This is a genomic window from Staphylococcus sp. HMSC072H03, assembly GCF_001809305.1.
Classification (GTDB): domain Bacteria; phylum Bacillota; class Bacilli; order Staphylococcales; family Staphylococcaceae; genus Staphylococcus; species Staphylococcus hominis.
This window is the reverse complement of sequence record NZ_KV796883.1, coordinates 195,101-213,975: the sequence shown is the minus strand read 5'-3', so window position 1 is coordinate 213,975 and position 18,875 is coordinate 195,101. Positions and strand designations below refer to the sequence as shown.

The 18,875-nt window shown below is 30.1% G+C and carries 27 protein-coding genes and 1 other RNA gene; 12 read left to right on the top strand and 16 right to left on the bottom strand.

Translation table 11 applies throughout. The features are described 5' to 3' along the window. Positions 1-20: 20 nt before the first annotated feature. The 4 genes from HMPREF2578_RS07065 to HMPREF2578_RS07050 all read right to left on the bottom strand — a co-directional run bounded on the left by HMPREF2578_RS07065 (position 21) and on the right by HMPREF2578_RS07050 (position 1,662). Positions 21-320, bottom strand: coding sequence for a thioredoxin family protein (locus tag HMPREF2578_RS07065; protein WP_002448091.1), 300 nt, complete (start codon positions 318-320; stop codon positions 21-23). Further along, on the bottom strand, positions 313-699 hold the full coding sequence (locus HMPREF2578_RS07060) for a toprim domain-containing protein (RefSeq protein WP_002448075.1): 387 nt from the start codon (positions 697-699) through the stop codon (positions 313-315). Before HMPREF2578_RS07060 ends, HMPREF2578_RS07065 begins: the two co-directional genes overlap by 8 nt. A 136-nt stretch (positions 700-835) precedes the next feature. Next, positions 836-1,216 carry a glycine cleavage system protein GcvH gene (gene gcvH, locus HMPREF2578_RS07055; RefSeq protein WP_017175879.1) on the bottom strand — a complete coding sequence of 127 codons (381 nt, stop codon included), beginning with the start codon at positions 1,214-1,216 and terminating at the stop codon, positions 836-838. 92 nt (positions 1,217-1,308) lie between these two features. After that, complete coding sequence (locus HMPREF2578_RS07050) at positions 1,309-1,662, bottom strand: arsenate reductase family protein (protein ID WP_048761460.1); 354 nt, start codon at positions 1,660-1,662, stop codon at positions 1,309-1,311. A gap of 139 nt (positions 1,663-1,801) precedes the next feature. Between HMPREF2578_RS07050 and HMPREF2578_RS07045 the strand changes: the two genes are divergently transcribed. Further along, positions 1,802-2,125: a thioredoxin family protein gene (locus HMPREF2578_RS07045; RefSeq protein WP_048682682.1), complete on the top strand. Its 324-nt coding sequence runs from the start codon at positions 1,802-1,804 to the stop codon at positions 2,123-2,125. Positions 2,126-2,162: 37 nt separating this feature from the next. Here HMPREF2578_RS07045 and HMPREF2578_RS07040 read toward each other — a convergent pair whose 3' ends face one another. Next, complete coding sequence (locus HMPREF2578_RS07040; RefSeq protein WP_070508338.1) at positions 2,163-2,702, bottom strand: nitroreductase family protein; 540 nt, start codon at positions 2,700-2,702, stop codon at positions 2,163-2,165. 69 nt (positions 2,703-2,771) lie between these two features. Next, entirely contained in the window at positions 2,772-3,497 is a 726-nt protein-coding gene (gene aroD, locus HMPREF2578_RS07035; RefSeq protein WP_054105338.1) for a type I 3-dehydroquinate dehydratase, read from the bottom strand. A gap of 161 nt (positions 3,498-3,658) precedes the next feature. On the opposite strand from aroD, the gene HMPREF2578_RS07030 reads away from it, so the two are divergent. Continuing rightward, on the top strand, positions 3,659-4,081 hold the full coding sequence (locus tag HMPREF2578_RS07030; protein WP_048680989.1) for an organic hydroperoxide resistance protein: 423 nt from the start codon (positions 3,659-3,661) through the stop codon (positions 4,079-4,081). Between the two features lie 444 nt (positions 4,082-4,525). Beyond that, positions 4,526-5,017: a GNAT family N-acetyltransferase gene (locus tag HMPREF2578_RS07025; RefSeq protein WP_048761455.1), complete on the top strand. Its 492-nt coding sequence runs from the start codon at positions 4,526-4,528 to the stop codon at positions 5,015-5,017. Positions 5,018-5,030: 13 nt separating this feature from the next. Here HMPREF2578_RS07025 and HMPREF2578_RS07020 read toward each other — a convergent pair whose 3' ends face one another. After that, on the bottom strand, positions 5,031-5,630 hold the full coding sequence (locus HMPREF2578_RS07020; protein ID WP_049415371.1) for a histidine phosphatase family protein: 600 nt from the start codon (positions 5,628-5,630) through the stop codon (positions 5,031-5,033). 194 nt (positions 5,631-5,824) lie between these two features. On the opposite strand from HMPREF2578_RS07020, the gene HMPREF2578_RS07015 reads away from it, so the two are divergent. Further along, entirely contained in the window at positions 5,825-6,067 is a 243-nt protein-coding gene (locus HMPREF2578_RS07015; RefSeq protein ID WP_017175884.1) for a hypothetical protein, read from the top strand. Here HMPREF2578_RS07015 and HMPREF2578_RS07010 read toward each other — a convergent pair. Next, positions 6,059-6,262: a sterile alpha motif-like domain-containing protein gene (locus tag HMPREF2578_RS07010; protein ID WP_017175885.1), complete on the bottom strand. Its 204-nt coding sequence runs from the start codon at positions 6,260-6,262 to the stop codon at positions 6,059-6,061. The genes HMPREF2578_RS07015 and HMPREF2578_RS07010 overlap by 9 nt on opposite strands. Positions 6,263-6,714: 452 nt before the next feature. Here HMPREF2578_RS07010 and tsaA point away from each other — a divergent pair, with 452 nt between their 5' ends. From tsaA to HMPREF2578_RS11150, 8 genes are all read left to right on the top strand, one after another. Beyond that, on the top strand, positions 6,715-6,972 hold the full coding sequence (tsaA, locus tag HMPREF2578_RS11325; RefSeq protein ID WP_017175886.1) for a type II toxin-antitoxin system antitoxin TsaA: 258 nt from the start codon (positions 6,715-6,717) through the stop codon (positions 6,970-6,972). A 22-nt stretch (positions 6,973-6,994) separates the two neighbouring features. Beyond that, positions 6,995-7,183 (top strand): type II toxin-antitoxin system toxin TsaT, encoded by a 189-nt coding sequence (gene tsaT / locus HMPREF2578_RS07000; RefSeq protein WP_017175887.1) that lies wholly within the window; start codon positions 6,995-6,997, stop codon positions 7,181-7,183. Between the two features lie 96 nt (positions 7,184-7,279). Next, a complete protein-coding gene (gene lnsA / locus HMPREF2578_RS06995) occupies positions 7,280-7,846 on the top strand; it encodes a lipoprotein N-acylation protein LnsA (RefSeq protein ID WP_371089541.1) in 567 nt (188 codons plus the stop codon). A gap of 73 nt (positions 7,847-7,919) precedes the next feature. Next, a complete protein-coding gene (locus HMPREF2578_RS06990) occupies positions 7,920-8,666 on the top strand; it encodes a poly-gamma-glutamate hydrolase family protein (RefSeq protein ID WP_049379259.1) in 747 nt (248 codons plus the stop codon). Positions 8,667-8,742: 76 nt separating this feature from the next. After that, positions 8,743-9,027: a hypothetical protein gene (locus HMPREF2578_RS06985; protein WP_019835715.1), complete on the top strand. Its 285-nt coding sequence runs from the start codon at positions 8,743-8,745 to the stop codon at positions 9,025-9,027. Positions 9,028-9,182: 155 nt separating this feature from the next. Then, positions 9,183-9,410: a hypothetical protein gene (locus HMPREF2578_RS06980; RefSeq protein ID WP_019835716.1), complete on the top strand. Its 228-nt coding sequence runs from the start codon at positions 9,183-9,185 to the stop codon at positions 9,408-9,410. Between the two features lie 132 nt (positions 9,411-9,542). Then, positions 9,543-10,247 (top strand): hypothetical protein, encoded by a 705-nt coding sequence (locus tag HMPREF2578_RS06975; RefSeq protein ID WP_070508337.1) that lies wholly within the window; start codon positions 9,543-9,545, stop codon positions 10,245-10,247. Positions 10,248-10,382: 135 nt separating this feature from the next. Further along, the gene (locus HMPREF2578_RS11150) at positions 10,383-10,559 is read left to right on the top strand and encodes a hypothetical protein (RefSeq protein WP_019835718.1); all 177 of its coding nucleotides are present in this window, start codon (positions 10,383-10,385) and stop codon (positions 10,557-10,559) included. A 54-nt stretch (positions 10,560-10,613) separates the two neighbouring features. On the opposite strand, the gene HMPREF2578_RS06970 is transcribed toward HMPREF2578_RS11150, so the two are convergent. The 8 genes from HMPREF2578_RS06970 to eno all read right to left on the bottom strand — a co-directional run bounded on the left by HMPREF2578_RS06970 (position 10,614) and on the right by eno (position 18,873). After that, complete coding sequence (locus tag HMPREF2578_RS06970; RefSeq protein ID WP_019835719.1) at positions 10,614-11,555, bottom strand: cation diffusion facilitator family transporter; 942 nt, start codon at positions 11,553-11,555, stop codon at positions 10,614-10,616. Positions 11,556-12,318: 763 nt separating this feature from the next. Then, positions 12,319-12,680, bottom strand: a transfer-messenger RNA (tmRNA) gene (gene ssrA, locus HMPREF2578_RS06965). Between the two features lie 86 nt (positions 12,681-12,766). Beyond that, positions 12,767-13,237, bottom strand: coding sequence for an SsrA-binding protein SmpB (gene smpB / locus HMPREF2578_RS06960; RefSeq protein ID WP_017175898.1), 471 nt, complete (start codon positions 13,235-13,237; stop codon positions 12,767-12,769). A 24-nt stretch (positions 13,238-13,261) separates the two neighbouring features. Continuing rightward, on the bottom strand, positions 13,262-15,640 hold the full coding sequence (rnr, locus tag HMPREF2578_RS06955; protein ID WP_070508336.1) for a ribonuclease R: 2,379 nt from the start codon (positions 15,638-15,640) through the stop codon (positions 13,262-13,264). A gap of 37 nt (positions 15,641-15,677) precedes the next feature. Further along, a complete protein-coding gene (locus HMPREF2578_RS06950; RefSeq protein WP_017175900.1) occupies positions 15,678-16,418 on the bottom strand; it encodes an alpha/beta hydrolase in 741 nt (246 codons plus the stop codon). Positions 16,419-16,623: 205 nt separating this feature from the next. Continuing rightward, on the bottom strand, positions 16,624-16,857 hold the full coding sequence (gene secG, locus HMPREF2578_RS06945) for a preprotein translocase subunit SecG (protein WP_002448159.1): 234 nt from the start codon (positions 16,855-16,857) through the stop codon (positions 16,624-16,626). Positions 16,858-16,924: 67 nt separating this feature from the next. Then, on the bottom strand, positions 16,925-17,395 hold the full coding sequence (locus HMPREF2578_RS06940; protein WP_017175901.1) for a hypothetical protein: 471 nt from the start codon (positions 17,393-17,395) through the stop codon (positions 16,925-16,927). Positions 17,396-17,568: 173 nt separating this feature from the next. After that, positions 17,569-18,873, bottom strand: coding sequence for a surface-displayed alpha-enolase (eno, locus tag HMPREF2578_RS06935; protein ID WP_017175902.1), 1,305 nt, complete (start codon positions 18,871-18,873; stop codon positions 17,569-17,571). Between the last annotated feature and the right edge of the window lie 2 nt (positions 18,874-18,875).

Below are 18,875 nucleotides of genomic sequence, written 5' to 3'. Positions count from 1 at the left end.
CTGTACTAATAATTCGTCAATCATTTTTTTAACTTTTCTAACAAATATGGCACGGATTGAAATGCATAGATTCTATCTACCTCTTTATCCTTATCCATAATTAACAGTACAGGTACAGACATAATTTTATATTCTTCACTAAAATACTTATGGAAATTTAAATCAATTTTTTTAAGTGGTAATTGTTCGATATCATTTGCAATATCTAGCATGCGCTCTGAAATCTTACATGTTCCACACATAGGAGTATATCCAAATATTAAATGTTTATCTTTATCAAAGTGTTCTTTGATGTCTTCGATTTTAATAGAATTATTCATTCACAAGTACTAACCTTTCAGAACTTAAATTAGGTATAAGTTTTTTCTCTTTTTTTACGTTAAATCCGTATTTACTCAATACATGAGCAAGATAATTTTTGGGACAACGTGCGACTTCACAATATGTTTTATCTACATAGATATGTTCACTTTCACTTAAATAACGTTTAAACCACTTTCTAATTTTTTCGCCCTCATCATCTGAATCGGCAAGAATATAGACCTGTTTTCCATATAACGTTTCTATCATATCGTCTAGTTTGTCGATACTCATTGTACCATGTGTACAAATAATATTTACAGGTTCAGCTATGACTTGTTGCACTTTCTTCTTATCAGATTTACCTTCAACAATGATAACTTTATTTAAAATTGCCATGTTCATCCACCTTCTAAGTCGATATTAAACAATCATTTACTTTTTCACGTTATTGATGAATATAAACACAATTTACAGATAATTAATATAATTATATAAAAAACTCCTAGATTTAATATCAAGGAGTTTTAAAAAATTATTCGCCAATCATTTCAGAGTATTGTTCAGCTGATAGTAATTCATCTAATTGACTTTCGTCACTTAATTCAACTTTTACCATCCATGCTTTTTCATAAGGTGATTCATTAACAAATTCTGGACTATCTTCTAATTCGTCGTTTGTTTCAACAATTTTCCCAGAAACAGGTGCATACAATTCAGATACTGTTTTTACTGATTCAACACTACCAAATGTATCCCCTTCATTAATTTCATCATCGACATCTGGTAATTCGACAAATACGATGTCTCCTAATTCACCTTGCGCGTATTCAGTAATACCAATTGTTGCCGTATTTCCTTCAACTTTAACCCATTCATGTTCCTTAGAATATTTGAATTCGCTCGGTACTGCCACGAAAATCCCCTCCTAAAAATAATTACAATTTAATGATGCCATACCGTAAGTTTTCATTCAACTATTAATATTAAAAGTTGTGATTATACTTTCTATAACCATACATCTTTGTATTGTTCTTCATTAAAACCTAATGTAACTTTTTCACCCGAAACCGCTAGCGGACGTTTTACCAACATTCCATCTGAGGCTAAGAGTTCTAATTTTTCATCATTAGATAATTCATTTAATTTATCTTTCAAACCAAGTTCTCTATATTTCACACCATGTGTATTAAAGAATTTATTGATTTCCACTTCTGATTTAACTACTAACTCTTTGAATTCTTGCTTTGTAGGTGTGTGTTGCACAATATCTATAGACTCATAACTCACTCCATGCTCATCTAAAAATCGAGCAGCTTTTTTACAAGTTGTACATTTTGGATATTGATAAAATTTAATCATTCAGTATTATCCTCCTATTTAAACTTATTCTAAATATATCAGATTATTTAAATAAACGCTCTACTTTTTAAGCTTTATTTTTTTCTAAACATTAGTAATTAGTTATAATATATAAAACAAGCTAAAAGGAGTGTAAAGTATGAAAAATATTACTACTACTGAAGAATTTAATTCAGTTATTCAAAGTGAACAACCTGTTATTGTAAAATTTGAAGCTGGTTGGTGTCCTGATTGTAAAGCAATGGATATGTGGATTGATCCAATCGTTGACAAGTATAACGACTATAAATGGTATTCAGTAAATCGTGATGAATTAGAAGATGTAGCATCAGACAATGAAGTCATGGGTATCCCAAGTTTACTTATATTTGAAAATGGTCAAAAACATGCCCATTTACATTCTGCTAATGCAAAATCACCTGAACAAGTTGAATCATTCTTAAAAGAAACATTTAATAAATAATTAAAAAACCACACTCGTTATTTTGAGTGTGGTTTCTTTAATATTCTGAGATTAAATGTTTATTTTTACGTTTTGCTTTAGGTGGAACCTCTTCTAAATCAGTAAGATACAATAAACCTGCAATAACTTCATCTTTAGCAATACCAAATGCTTTTCTTACTTTTGGTTCAAAGATGTACAATGGCGTTTTCCAACATGTACCAATACCTTTTTCATAGAGTAATAACATTAGATTCTGAGTGTATGCACCCATCGCAAAAAAGTTTTCGCGATTTTGTCGTTGTCGTGGGTCAGTTTTAAGTACTAAAACTAACATACCTCCTAAATTTGTCACCGCGTTATAATGATCTTCTTGTTTTTCCGGACTATTTGGAAAGGCAAAACGTGTAATATCTCTACTCATATCTCCTAATCTATCTTTAGAAACATGAATAACTCTCCACGGTTCTCTCATACCATGATTAGGAGCGTCAGTAGCTTGTTCTATGGCTTTAAATACATCTTCATCATTAATAACCATATCATGTTTAAATTTCTTTATACTTCTTCTTAAAGAAATTACTTCTTGTAATTCCACAATTATCGCTCCTCTATATTGATAACTATTATCAATTATACGCGGATATCGATGACATTTCAATGTATACTACATGTTTTCGTAAAATAATAATTGTTTTTTTAGTTCTTTAACATGAATCTGTCCTGGCGCTTGAGGTTCACCTAAACAACCATATGACACTGTCCCCCCAAAAACACCTTGAGCAGTTCGGCTCACTAATCCTAAACGAGACATAGATATCCCAATAACTTGTTGAGAAATCGCTTCAGATGTGTAAGCTACTGCTTCTAATAGCGTTGCTACGTCCTGATTTTCCTTAGGCATTACTGCAATTTTTACATACTCAGGATTTAATTTTAGCATTTTATAATATGTGAATTTTAATTCTTCTAACGGTGGCGTTTCTAAAAAATTATGATATGAGACAATTATTTGCTTCTGATGACGATGTGCATTTTCTATAATACGTTTATGCGTCTCAACATCTATATTTGACTCCCATTCTATATCTATCATTTGAAATGCATCTATTGAGGAAATTGTTTCAATTAACTGTAAATATTCTTTATTAGTTAACTGACCTTTTCCACCTTGAGAAAGTGTGCGATATGTCACCAATATTTTGAAATGACCCTTTATTTCATTTAGAAGTGAAAGGTTTTTCATTAAATGTTCGTGATGATGACTCTCCCATTGATCTATACGCAACTCAATGATATCTATATATGCATGATTATCATTTATACTATTTAACGTTTCATTATCTATTATATCTTGAGGTGCTATGGTTGCAGCTACCTTTACTTCTGCCATATAATCCCTTCTTTTCTTACCATTTACAATTTTATATTATTTTAAACTATTTATGTCACACTCGCCAATGTTTAAAATTCATGTTAATTTTTACAAATCATGATTTAAAACGTTTTAGTTGGGTATACAATAATTATATTCGAATTTAGGAGGTAATAATAATGGCAGTTCAATATGAAACTAAAGCAACAAACGTTGGTGGACGTAAAGGACACGTACACACAGACGATAATGCAATAAATGTAGATGTATTACCACCACAACAAGCAGACGGAAAAGCAACTAACCCTGAACAATTATTCGCAGCTGGCTATGCTTCATGTTTCAATGGTGCATATGACCTTATTTTAAAACAAAACAAAGTTCGTGGGGCAGAACCTGAGGTAACTTTAACTGTACGCTTAGAAGATGATCCAAATGCTGAAAGTCCAAAATTAAGCGTATCTATTGATGCAAAAGTTAAAAATGTATTATCTCAAGAAGATGCTGAAAAATATCTACAAGACGCTCACGAATTCTGTCCATATTCAAAAGCAACTCGTGGCAACATCGATGTAGATTTAAATGTTCAAGTTGTTGACTAATTAGTATTACGCTTTAAAATCTAAATTTTATAATTTTAAAAAATTCTGAGACGTCTCATTATGTCTCAGGATTTTTTTATGTTGATAGATAAAGATTGAATTGAAAAGAGCTGATATCAAGTTATTTCAATAGTAGTACAGAAGTTAACATAAAGACTTTCAATAAAAACATCTACGTTCTTTGGGCTGTATTGCTAGAGTTGAACGACGAGTTCAAATTGAATCCTATCCTGCCCATTTCCTATCTAAAAAATTAAGTTTAAAAATATCGATGTATGATAGATATTATTTTAATGTCTATATATTCTCACACTTTTTGTATAATTTTTTAAAATAAGCTATTCTATGTATATAGTTATTAATTAAAGTTTATAAAATATTTATAATTCAATTAATTTGTATAAATAGATTATTAAATGCTAATGATAATTTGAGGTGAGTATAATGTCAGAAGTTAGAATTCTTACTAACAATGATTTAAATCAATATATTACTTTAATATCAAATGATTCACATACTTATTCATGGGATAAACTTTATTTTCAACATGTGTCTCCAAATTATTTAAAACACATTCTATCTAAAGAAGAAGAGTATTGTAATATTTTTGGCAATTTTAAAAATGAAAAACTTGTGGCTGGTGTTACATTGCGACAACTCAAACAAGTAGGCACACAACATAAAGCAATGTTAGAAAATCTCTTTTTAAAAGACAAAAAAGACGAGATTACTTTGCAAAATTTAATCTGTGAAGTGATTAATTATGCAAAGGCTCGTCATATTGAAAAACTAATGACTTGTATTACGTCCAATCATATTAGTGCAAAGATTTTTTTCACTGCACTTGGTTTTGAAACTTTAGGGATTGAAAAAAACTCATTTAAAGTAGATGATACTTATTTCGATGTTCATTGGCTACTCTATGATATTAAATAGCCAGGATAATGATTTATTTATTGGCATCATCGATTGTAGGATCAACCATATCGAGAAATTTAAACTTTCCATGTGTATAAATAAATTTTAAAATACAACAATTTCCAATGACATATTGATTTGCCATATCATCACCTATCCATTTTCTTAAAAAAACCTGAATGGCTGTACCATGGCTTACCGCTAAGAATGTTTTTCCATTAGAGGACTCTAATAAATTACTTAATGTCGTAACGATACGATGTTCAACTTCATTTTTCGTTTCTCCTCCAAAAGGGCGTAGTCTAGTTCCAAAAATATCGTGTTTATCCCAAACTGCATCCAATAATTGAACACTATCCCCTTCAAATAGCCCAAAACTCCATTCTTTTAATCCTTTATTACGTTGATATGCTTGATCAGGTAAAACATTTTCTAACGTATCACATGCTCGTTCCGAACTAGATGAATATGCTTCGTCAAAAGTAATATGATTATGTTTAAAGTAATGACCTGCTTGCTTCGCTTGAGATATTCCTAATTTAGTAAGTGGAGAATCACTTGCACCTTGTACTTTCCCTCTTAAATTAAACATAGTTTGTCCATGTCTCATTAAATAGAGTATTTTACTCATTACATTCACCTCAATATATTTTTTAAATAATATAGGCAACTTTCTTTTACACCACTTTATAATCCATACATAGTATACCTTAATTTTTTTATACTTAAAAATAACTAAAGGTAAAAAATTAATTACTACTCGTTTGATTCTCATTATAAGGGGTATAATGAATTATAAGTTTTATAAATAAAGGAGCGTTCATTATGAATGATCATAATCAATACAATTATGTCAATCCTAATAACCTCTCATTAGATTGGGAATGTTTTGTAATAAGTAAATCAGAAATGTTACTTGATGGAGTTCCTAGTGAACTTATTCATTCGTGGTTAGATAGAGAAATTATAGAACCTTTTTCAATTAGAGATAATGAATTAAACTTTAAAACTAAAGATATATGGAATGCGCTAAAGCAACAAAATTGGTACTATCCTAATTCAAATTAATTTATAGAGGCTAATTGCTCGATTAGCGCTTTCGATAAGTTGGTGATCAACGTAATTTGACATAACATATGCTCTAATTTCTTTATTATTGCGTTCGTTTTTGGGAAATTTATGATCATTTACAATGTAGTTTGCTAAACTTCCTAGTGGTGTATCATCATTAATAAATCCAATAACAAAATCATAAAATGTCATTTTTTCCTCCTCACATTACAACATTTCAGTATCTCCTATCATCTTATTATTTCTAAATGAGTGATGTTTATTTATATAAGCAAATCAGTAAGTTAGATTTTTATAAAAGTTGTAATGTTTTAATTGATTTTATTAAAATAATTAAAACACTTTATTTTTAATTATTCACTAAAAACATTCTATGCGGATATTAACTTTCTGTAAATGTGATGATTTTTTGAACTTTTATACTCTTCTATTTACTTTTCTGATTTTCCCTTTTAATTGATATGTTTATTAGTGTAATCATACATATTTATGACTGCCGATGAGTATATTTTAGTTTAATCGCCAGCTTTTTTTCTGTGTATTTACGAAGTAATTCTTTTAATAAGAATTAAAGTTTTACCTTTCTTTTAAAGAAGTGATATGATGATAAAAAAGACATCATTGTTATAGAGGTGACACTACCTATGAATATTAATAAATTATTTTGGATTAATATTATGATTACCCTTTTATTTCTAGGTTTTAATATTACTGTCACCTATTTTCCTAAGTTAGATGATTATTTTTGGCTCATACCTGGTTTAATCATATGTGGCCTTACTATTTCATTCAGTTTAATTGCCGCTATTTTGGATAAAAACCTTATAAGCGAAATAATTTTTTTAACTAATCTAATCATTTTTTTATATTATATATATCCACTGATATATAACTTTTTTTAATTAAAATGTGGGAGGTTTACAAATGAGTACACATTTAACAATTTTACTTTGGCTGGGTATTATATTTGTTGTTGCTGCTTCAATTATATTAGGGTTATTGTTAAAATCTAAAAAAGAAGAACGTAAAGAATCATATTTAGGCTTTACAGTCATCTTTTATATTTTTGGTTTTGCTTTACTGATATATGTACTAATATTTGGTATTTTATAAATAGAGTTTAAAAGAACAAAATACAATCTTATTTTGTTCTTTTTTATATATTCCTCTATAAAACAATTAAGGAGATATAAATTGAAGACTATTCAATTGAAGCGTATTATATTTGTTATTTTCACTTCATTACTATTTTTCGCGTTCCCTTCTCATACTTATGCATCTATAAGTTCCACTTCTTCATCTTCAGGAAAAGGAAATGATTTCAAATTACAACCTGGTGACATTATTCTTACAAAAGGTCCGGTATTATTTGGTTTCTTTGGACATTCAAGTATTGCTTTAGATCATGATACTGTTTTACAAATTGAAGGACCTGGCGATAAGCCTATTACTGAATCTTTCGAATCATTTAAACAGCGATTTGGCGTTAAAAAAAATGATTGGATTAAAATATATCGTTGTGAATATCCTAATGCAGGTCAAAAAGCAGCTGATTGGGCAAAAGCTCATTATAAAAATAGTGATAAAACTTATTTAGTTACACTTAATTTAAAAAGTGAACGCTTTACATATTGTACTAAAATTATTTATCAAGCATATAAATACGGTGTAAGTAAAGATACGATAAATGATCATGGTTTACTGATTATCTCTCCATATGCTTTAGTTGATAATTTTAATAATGACTATCGCCTTAAGCTTGTAAAAACATACTAATAGTTAAAGACTATGGCGTTACGCTATACTTTTCTATACTAAGAAATGATATTTAAAGGAACAACTTATTTTTATGAAAAACAAAAAATTAAATTATCGATTTTTTTATTACATCTTTTTAACTCTTATTATTATATTATTTATTCTTTTCTTTCTTTACTTTTATAAACATTTTGATTTAAAACAAAATCAATCCTTAGATTACTATGCTAACTTTAATGATTTAAAACAACATACAACAAAAAATAAAGATTGGAAAATAATCACAAAACACCGTAAGCACAGCGATACCTTAATTACAGCGATTCATGGTGGAAGTATTGAACCTGGAACCACTGAACTCGCTCGTCGTATTTCAAATATTGGTCAATATAATTTTTATTCATTTGAAGGTCTACGTTCAGATAATAATGCTCAACTACATATTACTTCTACTGTTTTTGATGAACCTCAATTATTAGATATGCTCAACCATTCGTCAAAAACAGTATCTATTCACGGATATGCAGGCGATGAACCCATTGTTTACGTAGGTGGTCAAGATAAAAAATTGGTTCAAACATTACGTCATTCATTAACTGATCATGGATTTACAGTACAAAAAACGCCTAAAGGAATTGAGGCCCTTTCCAATAATAATATTATTAATAGAGATAAAAAAGATACAGGAGTGCAACTAGAATTGACGACTCGCCAACGAGCTTTGTTTTTTAAACATAACAACTTGGATAAAAATAATAGACGATCCCCCAAGAATTATACGAGAACATTTTATAGATTTGCCGAAGCAGTAGATCAAGGTATTAAAAAAGCTCAATAAATGTAATATCGTTTTTTTAGTTTTTTAATTAAATTAAATTGGGTATATATAAGTAATGAGTTTAGGAGGCGTTTCTATGGACGAATTAACTAACGAACAAAAATATACAGTAGCAAAATTTTATAAGCTATATATGGAACGTTCAAATAGTGGTCAAACAGAGGAAGAAGCAAATAATTTTAAAGATAGTATTACAGCTCAAGATGATTATTTTTGCGATAGAAAATATAGCGATTTCTTAGAAAATTGTAAAGTTCTTATTGATCATGGCTATCTAGATGGTAATATTATGTCTGATAGAATTTATAATATTAAAGTTACAAATAAAGCTTTTACTGAAATTGAACAAAGCTTTAATTAAAAATATCCAATTTTTTCAAGTTATTCCTATTCAAGGATATTTGCTTAAAAGTCTTAAATAAATATATTTATTTAACTATGAATATAACTTTTAAAGCCTGCACATATGTATTGAGTATGTTTCAGGCTTTTTATTTTTAATAGAGGTGAGTTTACATGAATCATTGGAAAATTAATAATATGACGAATAGAAATCTACTTATACAACAAAACGAAAATGATGTATCTATAGTTGAACCTTTAAATAATGGTTCATTTAAAATTCTATCAGAGTTTAAACTGAATACACCGTCTCTTCCTATTAATACATATGATGACCAGTTATATGTTTCAATCAATTTTAAAAATGAAGAAATTAACATTTACAATAAATCGAATGAATAACACTATTATATTAATAATTTTATTAACTAAATTGTTTTAAAAAAATAATAAAATGTTAAATAAATATTAATATTTATTATGTAATAATTATAGTAATATTTGATTGATATGTTGTAATTATGGAGGTCAGTTATGGATAACATTATATTCTATCTAGGCATTACTTTATTTTTAATCGCATGTATAGTCATTATTTTTGGTATTATTGCTATTTTTAAGAATAAAAATTACTTAAAAATGCTTGCTATGGCTATTATTATTATCTTATTAAGTATGCTTGCACTGGGTATTCATAAAGTCATTGAGAGTAATAATCCCTCTAAAAGTGACATCACTCCTGTAAAAAAAGAAAAGCCTAAAGATAATAAAACAAATAAAGAAAATAATAATAAAAAAGATAATAATTCTAAGAAAGATCATAAGGATACATCAAATGAGTCTATTCAGGACACTCCTGCCACTCAAGAAAACACACCCGCCACAGAAGAACATTCAATTCAGTCATCAGAATCACCAACTACACAACAAGAAAACCCAACTACTGAACAAAATAATGCGACTACAAATAACCAAAATTCTACACAACGACACCAAGAACCTTCAACACACCAACAAGACACATCTCAATATCAGACGAATTCAGCAAATAATGATTTAAAACAAACAAATTCTACTCAAACCCAGAATAGTCAAAATAGTACTCAATATAATCATACAAATGAATCTAATACAACAAAAAACAACATTAATAATGTAAATCAAAATAGCACATCAAATACAACTCAAAATACACAAAGCGGTAATACGAATAATAATATAAACCAAATAAACAATTAATAATAAAAAAGGTAGAGTTTTGAGGCTCTACCTTTTATTTTCAACTTCTTTTTAAAACTTATAAATATTTATTGAATATTACATTTAATATGCCATACTAAAATATGATACGACTTAAAACAAAGGGATGAGACAATGAAAAAATTAGCCTTACTAACACTTTCAAGCTTTCTAGTATTAGGTGCATGTAGTCATAGTAATGATACAGTCAAAGATGTAAACGAAAGTGCACATAAAAAAAATAATCCAAAAGCACACAAATCTAAAGGCAATTCTGAACGCGTAGATAGTAAAAAAATAAATAAAAACTAAAAATAAGGAGTAGAAGCGCTCTTACTATCCATCGCTTCTACTCTTATTTAATTATCATTCTTCGTATTGTTTAAAGTAATCTTCATCTAAATGGTTAAGATGAATATTTTCAATTTGTAGTGTAACATGTTCTAAATTATATTTTTCTTTCAACAATTCAGAAACTTTATTAACCGTTGAATATGGCCATTTAGTATATTCATCACTTAAAACAACATGAGCACTCAATGAACTATGGTTTGTAGTGATACTCCATAAATGAAATTCATGCACATCTATAACGCCTTCAACGCTTTTCATTGCATTAATAATTTCATCTGAATCATATCCATCTGGAATACTCTCCATTAACACTTTCCAAGCATTTTTAATTATTTTATATCCACCATTTAAAATGATAAGAGAAATGATGATACTAATGATTGGGTCAATAATTTCCCATCCAGTAAAATGAATAAGTACTACTGCTACGATAACGCCAATTGAATTTAATAAATCTCCGAAAAAATGCCATAATGCGCTTTGAATATTAACATTATCTTCTTTTCTTAAAGATCTATATAAAATAAGTGTTAAAATGATATTTATAATAAGACCTAATACAGCTACAAATATCATGATACCACTTGCTACCGATTCAGGATGTATGATTCTCAAAATGCCTTCATACATAATACCTAACGAAATAACAATTAATGCTAAACCATTTAAGAAAGCTACAATAATTTCTAATCTTAAAAATCCATACGTATAATGTTTCGTTGGAGGTTTACTTGCAAAATAAATAGCAAGCATAGACAACCCTAGTGCCAAAACATCACTTAACATATGGAATGAATCTGATAATAAAGCAAGTGAATTAGCATATAACCCACCTACAAACTCTACAATTGTAAAAATCAACGTAATAATCAAAGAAGACCAAAGCGTTGCTTTTGAACTACTTTGAAATTTCCTATGTTCTACATGATGAAAATATTTTGATTGATTGTTCATTACTTCTCTCCAAACAATTAAATTATAAATTATTTTCTTTAAAACTACCCTAATATATATTAAAAAAAACGTTACAAACATTAATATATCAACGTTTTAATGTTATTACAATAAATAATTGAAATTTAAAAACATTGTATATTTGAGGCAAAATGATTTATCACATAAATGTAAATATAAATTGCATTACATTTAATCACCACAGTTGATTTACCAATCATAAAAGTTCGTTATTTCTATTTTGTCTTAGACTAACTGACTTATATCTAGTGTTAGTCAAAAGTATTCATCATTCTTTAATTTATTAACATCATACTTACATTATTTTTTTCGTTACATTATTTCTATATAATATTAAGAAAGAAGCTCTTCAAAAACATGAAAAAGGAAGTTATCAAATGCTTTTATTTCCTTCAAGTATTTTTATGATTTTACTAGGAAATTTAATTATTAAAAACCCACCTAAAAAGATAAACCGCTTCTACGGATTTAGAACAAAAAAATCAATAAAAACTCAACATAACTGGGACAAAGGACAAATAGACAGTTAGCATATTTTAAATATAATGAAATGAAAGATACTTATAGTGAAGATGAGAAAATTCATGATATTATCCTTGAAATTCACAATGATAAAAATGAAATAGTTTTATACAAAAATATTGCATCTTAATTATAGGGTGCATTTTTATTGGGGCATATTTGGAGCTGTATTGGAGCAATAAAAATAAAAAGCCTGCAACCAATAAGGTTACAAGCTATGAGATGGAGGCGGCGGGATTCGAACCCGCGTCCAGAGGTCCTGATACAAATCTTTCTACGTGTGTAGTCTATTGATTCATTTCGCATATTGGTAAGCAATAGACAACCAACAATATGCTAGTTTGATTAAATTTCATCTAAACAGACTTCAAACGGCAGTGTTTAGCATATCCTATTAGGGTTGAATCGCGTTAACAGCACATAGGAAATGCTGTTAGGCGATGCAGAGCGCTATTACGCAGCTACTGCTAAATTATTGTTTGATTTGTCAGTTATATTTAACCGAATGTGTTGATGACGGAGACAACCCTCCGACACGCTTAATAAGCTCGGGGGACCCCTGTCGAATCCAAAAACGCCCCCGCAATATAATAAAATATAAGATACAGTTTAATTTAAACAACTTTACTTATCATAACAAATAGAGCCCGATTAAGCAACAATTATGCTTAATAACGGGCTTTCATTGCACGATCAACATCTCGTTTCATTGCTTTATCTTTCAATGCTTGACGTTTATCATGCAGTTTTTTACCACGAGCTATGCCTAATAAAACTTTACATTGTCCATGTTTTAAATACAATTTTAAAGGAATAATCGAATATCCAATTTCTCTTGTACGTTCGCCGAGTTTGATAATCTCTTTTTTATGCAATAACAGCTTTCTTGATCGTAATGGATCATGATTAAAACGATTTCCTTCTTCGTATGGAGCAATATGCATATTATTAATGTACATTTCTCCACGCTTCACTTGTGCATAACTATCTTTTAAGTTCGCACTACCACGTCGAATCGATTTAATTTCTGTACCTTGAAGCGCAATACCTGCTTCAATGGTATCTTCAATATTATAATCATGTCTTGCTTTACGGTTTTCAGCCAACGTACCTGGTGATTTTGTTTTTTTCTTGGCCATTACTGTATGTCACCTCTTTGCTGATTATTTTTTCTTACGACGCGCTTTTTTCTTAATATTTTTATCTTTATAAAAAGGTTTATGCTTAGTTGAGCTTTGTTTATCACGTTGACGTTGATTTTTACCCTTACGTTGTTTACGTTTTTTCTTTTTGTTTTTATGATGATTATCTTTGGATTTATCTAAAGATTTACCACGCGTTTTAGCTTGAATCGTTTTTCCACGAGCAGGACGCTGTGATTTATCATTTTTAGGTAATGGCATGCCAACAATTTGGAAATCTATCATGCGTTCATCTACGTCTACATGAGTAACTTTAACTTTTACCTCATCACCAATTCTAAACACTTTAGCATGTCGTTCACCTATCAACGCCATTTGTCTTTCATCAAATTGATAATAATCATCTGTCATATTAGAAATATGAACCATACCTTCTATCGTATTTGGTAATTCAACGAACATACCAAAATTGGCAACAGAGCTTACAATACCTTCAAATTCATCACCAATATGTTGAATCATATACTCTGCTTTCTTCAACTCATCTGTATCTCTCTCTGCTTCAATTGCGCGACGTTCACGTTGAGATGTATGTTCTGCTAATTCTGGTAATGTTTCTTCCCATTTATGCATCTCTTTATGATTCATAGAGTGATCGACAAGATACTTACGAATTAAGCGATGGACAGTTAAATCTGGATAACGACGAATCGGGGAAGTAAAATGTGTATAATATTCTGCTGACAAGCCGAAATGACCTAAATTTGTATCATCATAATGTGCTTGTTGCATCGAACGTAACATCATTGTTGAAATAACCATTTGCTCAGAACGACCTTCAACTTCTTCTTGGATAGATTGTAATGTTAAAGGATGAATATCTTCACCTGTGCCTTTAACCATAATACCAAAATTAGTAATAAAGTCGAAGAACTGGCGTAATCGATCTGATTTTGGTTGTTCATGAACACGATAAATAAATGGCACTTCTAATTTGTTAAAATGTTCAGCAACTGTTTCATTGGCTGCTAACATAAATGATTCAATTAAACGCTCTCCTTCACCACGTTCTCGCATTATTACATCTGTAGGTAGTCCTTCTTGATTGACCAACACTTTTGCTTCATTAATATCAAAATCAATTTCACCACGACGTTTACGCATACGGATAAGTCGATTAGATAAATCTTGTGCTAAATCTAACATTGGGACAATTTCACTGTATTGTTGACGCACTTCTGTATTTTTTTCGGTAATAATTTGATTTACTGCATCATATGTCATACGATAGTTTGAATGAATAACACTATCAAATATGTCATGATTCACCACTTCGCCACGCTCATTTATTTCCATACGACAACTTAACGTTAAACGATCTACTTCAGGATTTAATGAACAGATACCATTACTTAAACGGTGTGGAATCATTGGAATAACACGGTCTACTAAATATACACTCGTTGCTCTATCATAAGCTTCTTTATCTAGCGCAGAGCCTTCTTTTACGTAATAACTTACGTCTGCAATACTTACTGTCAATTCCGTATGGCCATTATCTAGACGTTTAACGCTAATTGCATCGTCTAAATCTTTAGCATCTGCACCATCTATTGTAATTGTAAGATCGTTTCTTAAATCTCTTCGTCCCTTAATTTCTTCAGGTTTTATTTCTTCAGGGACTGATTCCGCTTCTTTTAATACCTCATCAGGAAATTCAATCTCAATTCCATGCTGATAAATAATTGAAAGAATATCTACTCCTGGGTCATTTTTATGACCTAGAATAGCAGACACATGTCCTTCTGGATTATCTGTGCCATCAGCATATTTTGTGATTTGGACAAGTACTTTATGACCATCTACGGCTCCAAGACTCTGTCCTTTAGGTATAAATATATCTTGCATAATACGTTTATCGTCAGGAATGACAAAACCAAAATGTTTTGCTTCACTATACGTACCTACCACTTGTGTGACAGAGTGTTTTTCTATAGATTTTACTTCACCTTCAACTTTTCCACGATGTTCTCCTCTGGATTTTTGTAATTCAACTATTACTGTATCTCCATCTAAAGCACGATTAATCTTTGTTGGTGGAATAAAAATATCTTCAAGTTCTTCGTTTTCTGGGCGTAAAAAAGCAAAGCCTTTTTTATTTTGACTTAAAGTACCTCTTATTAATTTTGAACTTAAATTCTTATTTGATACTTTACGTTGATAGCGATCTGTCTTTGTTCGCTCTACCAATCCTGCTTGTTCAAGTTCAACGAGCACCTTTATTAATTCTCTAAATGAGTCGGCACTACTAAGACCTAAAACATCTTGAAAGTCTGATACAGACATCGGTTCATAATCAGGTTGTTTTACAATTTCTTCAATGGATTGCTTTAAATTCATCATGCCCCTCCTTTCTTCAATCAATTATTTTTATGATTTATTCAGACCAGTCTAATCCTTCTAAAAACGCATATACATCTTCAAACACTTGCTCTTTTTCTTTATCAATTGTAATGACATGTCCTGAATTTGCATACCATTTAATTTGTTTTTCATCTGAATCTACATTTTCGTATATATAATTTGCTGACTGAGGATCAATCATTTCATCTTTTTCAGCTTGAACTACTAAAATGGGATCTAAGACTTCATCTACATCATTACGCACACGACTTAAAGTATCACTAAGTTCTTTGAGTGTTTCAGTAGGATGAAAATCTTCCATTTCTTTATCAATCGTTGCTTGATCTTTACCTTCGTATTTTTTAAAATTACGTGCATATTCTAAAAAACCTTCATAGATTGTACCTTCTGTTTTTACTTCGGCAGGTGCACACATTGTTATGATACCTTTTACAGGACGGTTTAAACTTAACTTCAATGCAAATACGCCGCCTAATGACAATCCAGCTACCGCTATGTCTTCATAACCTTGTTCTACAAGATAATCATAGCCATCAAGTACATCTTTAAACCATACATATGGACTAGACTTTAATATTTCTTCTGGCGGTGCAGCATGACCTTCATACTGTGGCGCATAAGAAGTATAACCTTTTTTTTGTAAAAATCTACCAAGTTGTCTTACATCTGAGGAATTACCTGTGAATCCATGTAGGAGTAAGACTGCTCTTTTACCTTCTTGGAAAAAGAAAGGTTGAGGTAACTTAATTTGCATTTTTTATCCCTCTCTAACAAAAATTATAATATGATTACTTTTTTTATTTTGTACTAATAGACTGCATTCATTATATAATCAATCTATTTTATTCCCTGAATAGCTTAAAAATATGCATTGATGATTATATTAAAATAATGATTTCTTTATAAAATGTGTTAACTCTATTATAAATAAAAAAGCCCGACATTGATATCGTCGGACCTTATAAACCAAAATAACTTATTCCAATCATTATTAAAAAGAAAATGATGGCTAACACAATTGTTAATCTATGCAAGAATAAATCGACGCCACGTTGTTTTTGCTTACCAAATAACTGTTCAGCGCCCCCGCTAATCGCACCCGAAAGTCCATTACTTTTACTTTCTTGGAGTAATACAACAGTAATTAATGCAATACAATCAATAATTAATAAGACCATAAATAATGTATGCATGAAAATTGTCCTCCGTTCATTATGTACGTTCCGAATTATAACATATTCTTAATATAGTTATCAAATACTATCGATTAAATGTACTTTTACGTACAATTGAAATAATTAACATATATATGGCTAATATTGCTGAACCAATCACGACGATTAAAATAGGTAAAATAAATAAAACCGATTTTGTTTCAATAATAGCATTTAACACCATTGTTAAGTTGACAAGTGTAAATAATACATTTGATACATATACGGCAAACATAAACCACCAAAGATATTTATGTCGATTCCATAAAGCAATCACTCCAGCTAAATATGCAAGAATATACATAATACCTGTATATCTAAAACTATTTAAAATATTATCTACTGCACTGCTTGACGCTTTTTGATGTGCTAGTGTTAACAGTGTTTTAGCAGTGCGAGCATCTAAAGCAATAAAATTATGGATAATTAATAATATACAAAATACAAGCGAACTATATCCAATCAATTGACCAGTAATACGTTCTCTTTTATTTGACTGATTAAGTTGTTGATCCATCTTCAATTCTCCTTCTTTCAATTACAAGATTATTATATCAGTTTCATCAATGAAGTTAAATCTTACACTTCTATACTATTATTTAAAATTTTATATTAAAAAAAGCCTGTCATAGTCTCAACTCTATGACAGGCAAACGCGTGAACTCTATTGATTTTAGTATAGTGCTAAAATTATTTATCTAAATTGTAGAAAGATTTAATTCCGTCAAATTTTGCTGTTTCAAATAATTCATCTTCAATACGTAGTAATTGATTATATTTCGCAATACGATCTGTTCTTGATAATGAACCAGTTTTAATTTGACCAGCATTTGTTGCTACTGCGATATCAGCAATTGTTGTATCTTCAGTTTCACCAGAACGGTGAGATACTACTGCAGTGTAACCAGCTTTTTGAGCCATTTCAATAGCATCAAATGTTTCAGTTAATGTACCAATTTGGTTTACTTTGATTAAGATTGAGTTACCAATACCTTGTTCAATACCTCTAGAAAGAATTTCAGTATTAGTTACGAATAAATCGTCACCTACTAATTGAACTTTATCCCCGATACGATCAGTTAATTGTTTCCAACCGTCCCAGTCATTTTCATCCATACCATCTTCAATTGTAATGATTGGATATTTACTAATTAATTCTTCTAAGTAGTCAACTTGTTCAGCTGCGCTACGTTTCGCACCATGTTCACCTTCGAATTTAGTGTAGTCATATACATCATTTTCATAGAATTCAGATGAAGCACAGTCAAATCCTAAGAATACATCTTCACCTGGTTTGTAACCAGCTTTTTCAATCGCTTTAATGATTGTTTCAACTGCATCTTCAGTACCGTCAAATCTTGGAGCGAAACCACCTTCGTCACCTACAGCAGTTTCTAATCCACGTTCACTTAAAATTGATTTTAAGTTATGGAAAATTTCAGCACCCCAACGTAATGCTTCTTTAAATGATTCAGCACCAGTTGGTAAAATCATGAATTCTTGGAATGCAATTGGTGCATCTGAGTGAGAACCACCGTTAACAATATTCATCATTGGGACTGGTAATTGTTTACCGTTAAATCCACCGAAATATTTGTATAATGGTTGACCTAATAAGTCAGCTGCTGCGCGTGCAACGGCAATAGATACACCTAAAATAGCGTTTGCACCTAATTTACCTTTGTTAGGTGTTCCGTCTAATTGAATCATCATTTTATCAATTGATACTTGATCTAAAACTGAAAATTCACCTTCAACGATTTCTGGAGCGATAATTTCGTTTACATTTTCAACAGCTTTTGTAACGCCTTTACCGCTATAACGTGATTTATCTCCATCACGTAATTCAACTGCTTCGTGTTCACCAGTAGAAGCACCTGAAGGTACTAAAGCACGACCAAAAGCACCACTTTCAGTTAATACTTCAACTTCAACTGTTGGGTTACCACGTGAGTCTAATACTTCGCGAGCATAAACATCTGTAATAATTGGCATAA

Bases quoted from the DNA above. Each gene is read 5' to 3' on its own strand.
- HMPREF2578_RS07065 (WP_002448091.1), bottom strand. From the start codon at position 320: ATGAATAATTCTATTAAAATCGAAGACATCAAAGAACACTTTGATAAA.
- HMPREF2578_RS07060 (WP_002448075.1), bottom strand. From the start codon at position 699: ATGGCAATTTTAAATAAAGTTATCATTGTTGAAGGTAAATCTGATAAG.
- HMPREF2578_RS07050 (WP_048761460.1), bottom strand. From the start codon at position 1,662: ATGATTAAATTTTATCAATATCCAAAATGTACAACTTGTAAAAAAGCT.
- HMPREF2578_RS07045 (WP_048682682.1), top strand. From the start codon at position 1,802: ATGAAAAATATTACTACTACTGAAGAATTTAATTCAGTTATTCAAAGT.
- aroD (WP_054105338.1), bottom strand. From the start codon at position 3,497: ATGGCAGAAGTAAAGGTAGCTGCAACCATAGCACCTCAAGATATAATA.
- HMPREF2578_RS07030 (WP_048680989.1), top strand. From the start codon at position 3,659: ATGGCAGTTCAATATGAAACTAAAGCAACAAACGTTGGTGGACGTAAA.
- HMPREF2578_RS07025 (WP_048761455.1), top strand. From the start codon at position 4,526: ATGTCAGAAGTTAGAATTCTTACTAACAATGATTTAAATCAATATATT.
- HMPREF2578_RS07020 (WP_049415371.1), bottom strand. From the start codon at position 5,630: ATGAGTAAAATACTCTATTTAATGAGACATGGACAAACTATGTTTAAT.
- HMPREF2578_RS07015 (WP_017175884.1), top strand. From the start codon at position 5,825: ATGAATGATCATAATCAATACAATTATGTCAATCCTAATAACCTCTCA.
- HMPREF2578_RS07010 (WP_017175885.1), bottom strand. From the start codon at position 6,262: ATGACATTTTATGATTTTGTTATTGGATTTATTAATGATGATACACCA.
- tsaA (WP_017175886.1), top strand. From the start codon at position 6,715: ATGAATATTAATAAATTATTTTGGATTAATATTATGATTACCCTTTTA.
- tsaT (WP_017175887.1), top strand. From the start codon at position 6,995: ATGAGTACACATTTAACAATTTTACTTTGGCTGGGTATTATATTTGTT.
- HMPREF2578_RS06990 (WP_049379259.1), top strand. From the start codon at position 7,920: ATGAAAAACAAAAAATTAAATTATCGATTTTTTTATTACATCTTTTTA.
- HMPREF2578_RS06985 (WP_019835715.1), top strand. From the start codon at position 8,743: ATGGACGAATTAACTAACGAACAAAAATATACAGTAGCAAAATTTTAT.
- HMPREF2578_RS06980 (WP_019835716.1), top strand. From the start codon at position 9,183: ATGAATCATTGGAAAATTAATAATATGACGAATAGAAATCTACTTATA.
- HMPREF2578_RS06975 (WP_070508337.1), top strand. From the start codon at position 9,543: ATGGATAACATTATATTCTATCTAGGCATTACTTTATTTTTAATCGCA.
- HMPREF2578_RS11150 (WP_019835718.1), top strand. From the start codon at position 10,383: ATGAAAAAATTAGCCTTACTAACACTTTCAAGCTTTCTAGTATTAGGT.
- HMPREF2578_RS06970 (WP_019835719.1), bottom strand. From the start codon at position 11,555: ATGAACAATCAATCAAAATATTTTCATCATGTAGAACATAGGAAATTT.
- smpB (WP_017175898.1), bottom strand. From the start codon at position 13,237: ATGGCCAAGAAAAAAACAAAATCACCAGGTACGTTGGCTGAAAACCGT.
- rnr (WP_070508336.1), bottom strand. From the start codon at position 15,640: ATGAATTTAAAGCAATCCATTGAAGAAATTGTAAAACAACCTGATTAT.
- HMPREF2578_RS06950 (WP_017175900.1), bottom strand. From the start codon at position 16,418: ATGCAAATTAAGTTACCTCAACCTTTCTTTTTCCAAGAAGGTAAAAGA.
- secG (WP_002448159.1), bottom strand. From the start codon at position 16,857: ATGCATACATTATTTATGGTCTTATTAATTATTGATTGTATTGCATTA.
- HMPREF2578_RS06940 (WP_017175901.1), bottom strand. From the start codon at position 17,395: ATGGATCAACAACTTAATCAGTCAAATAAAAGAGAACGTATTACTGGT.
- eno (WP_017175902.1), bottom strand. From the start codon at position 18,873: ATGCCAATTATTACAGATGTTTATGCTCGCGAAGTATTAGACTCACGT.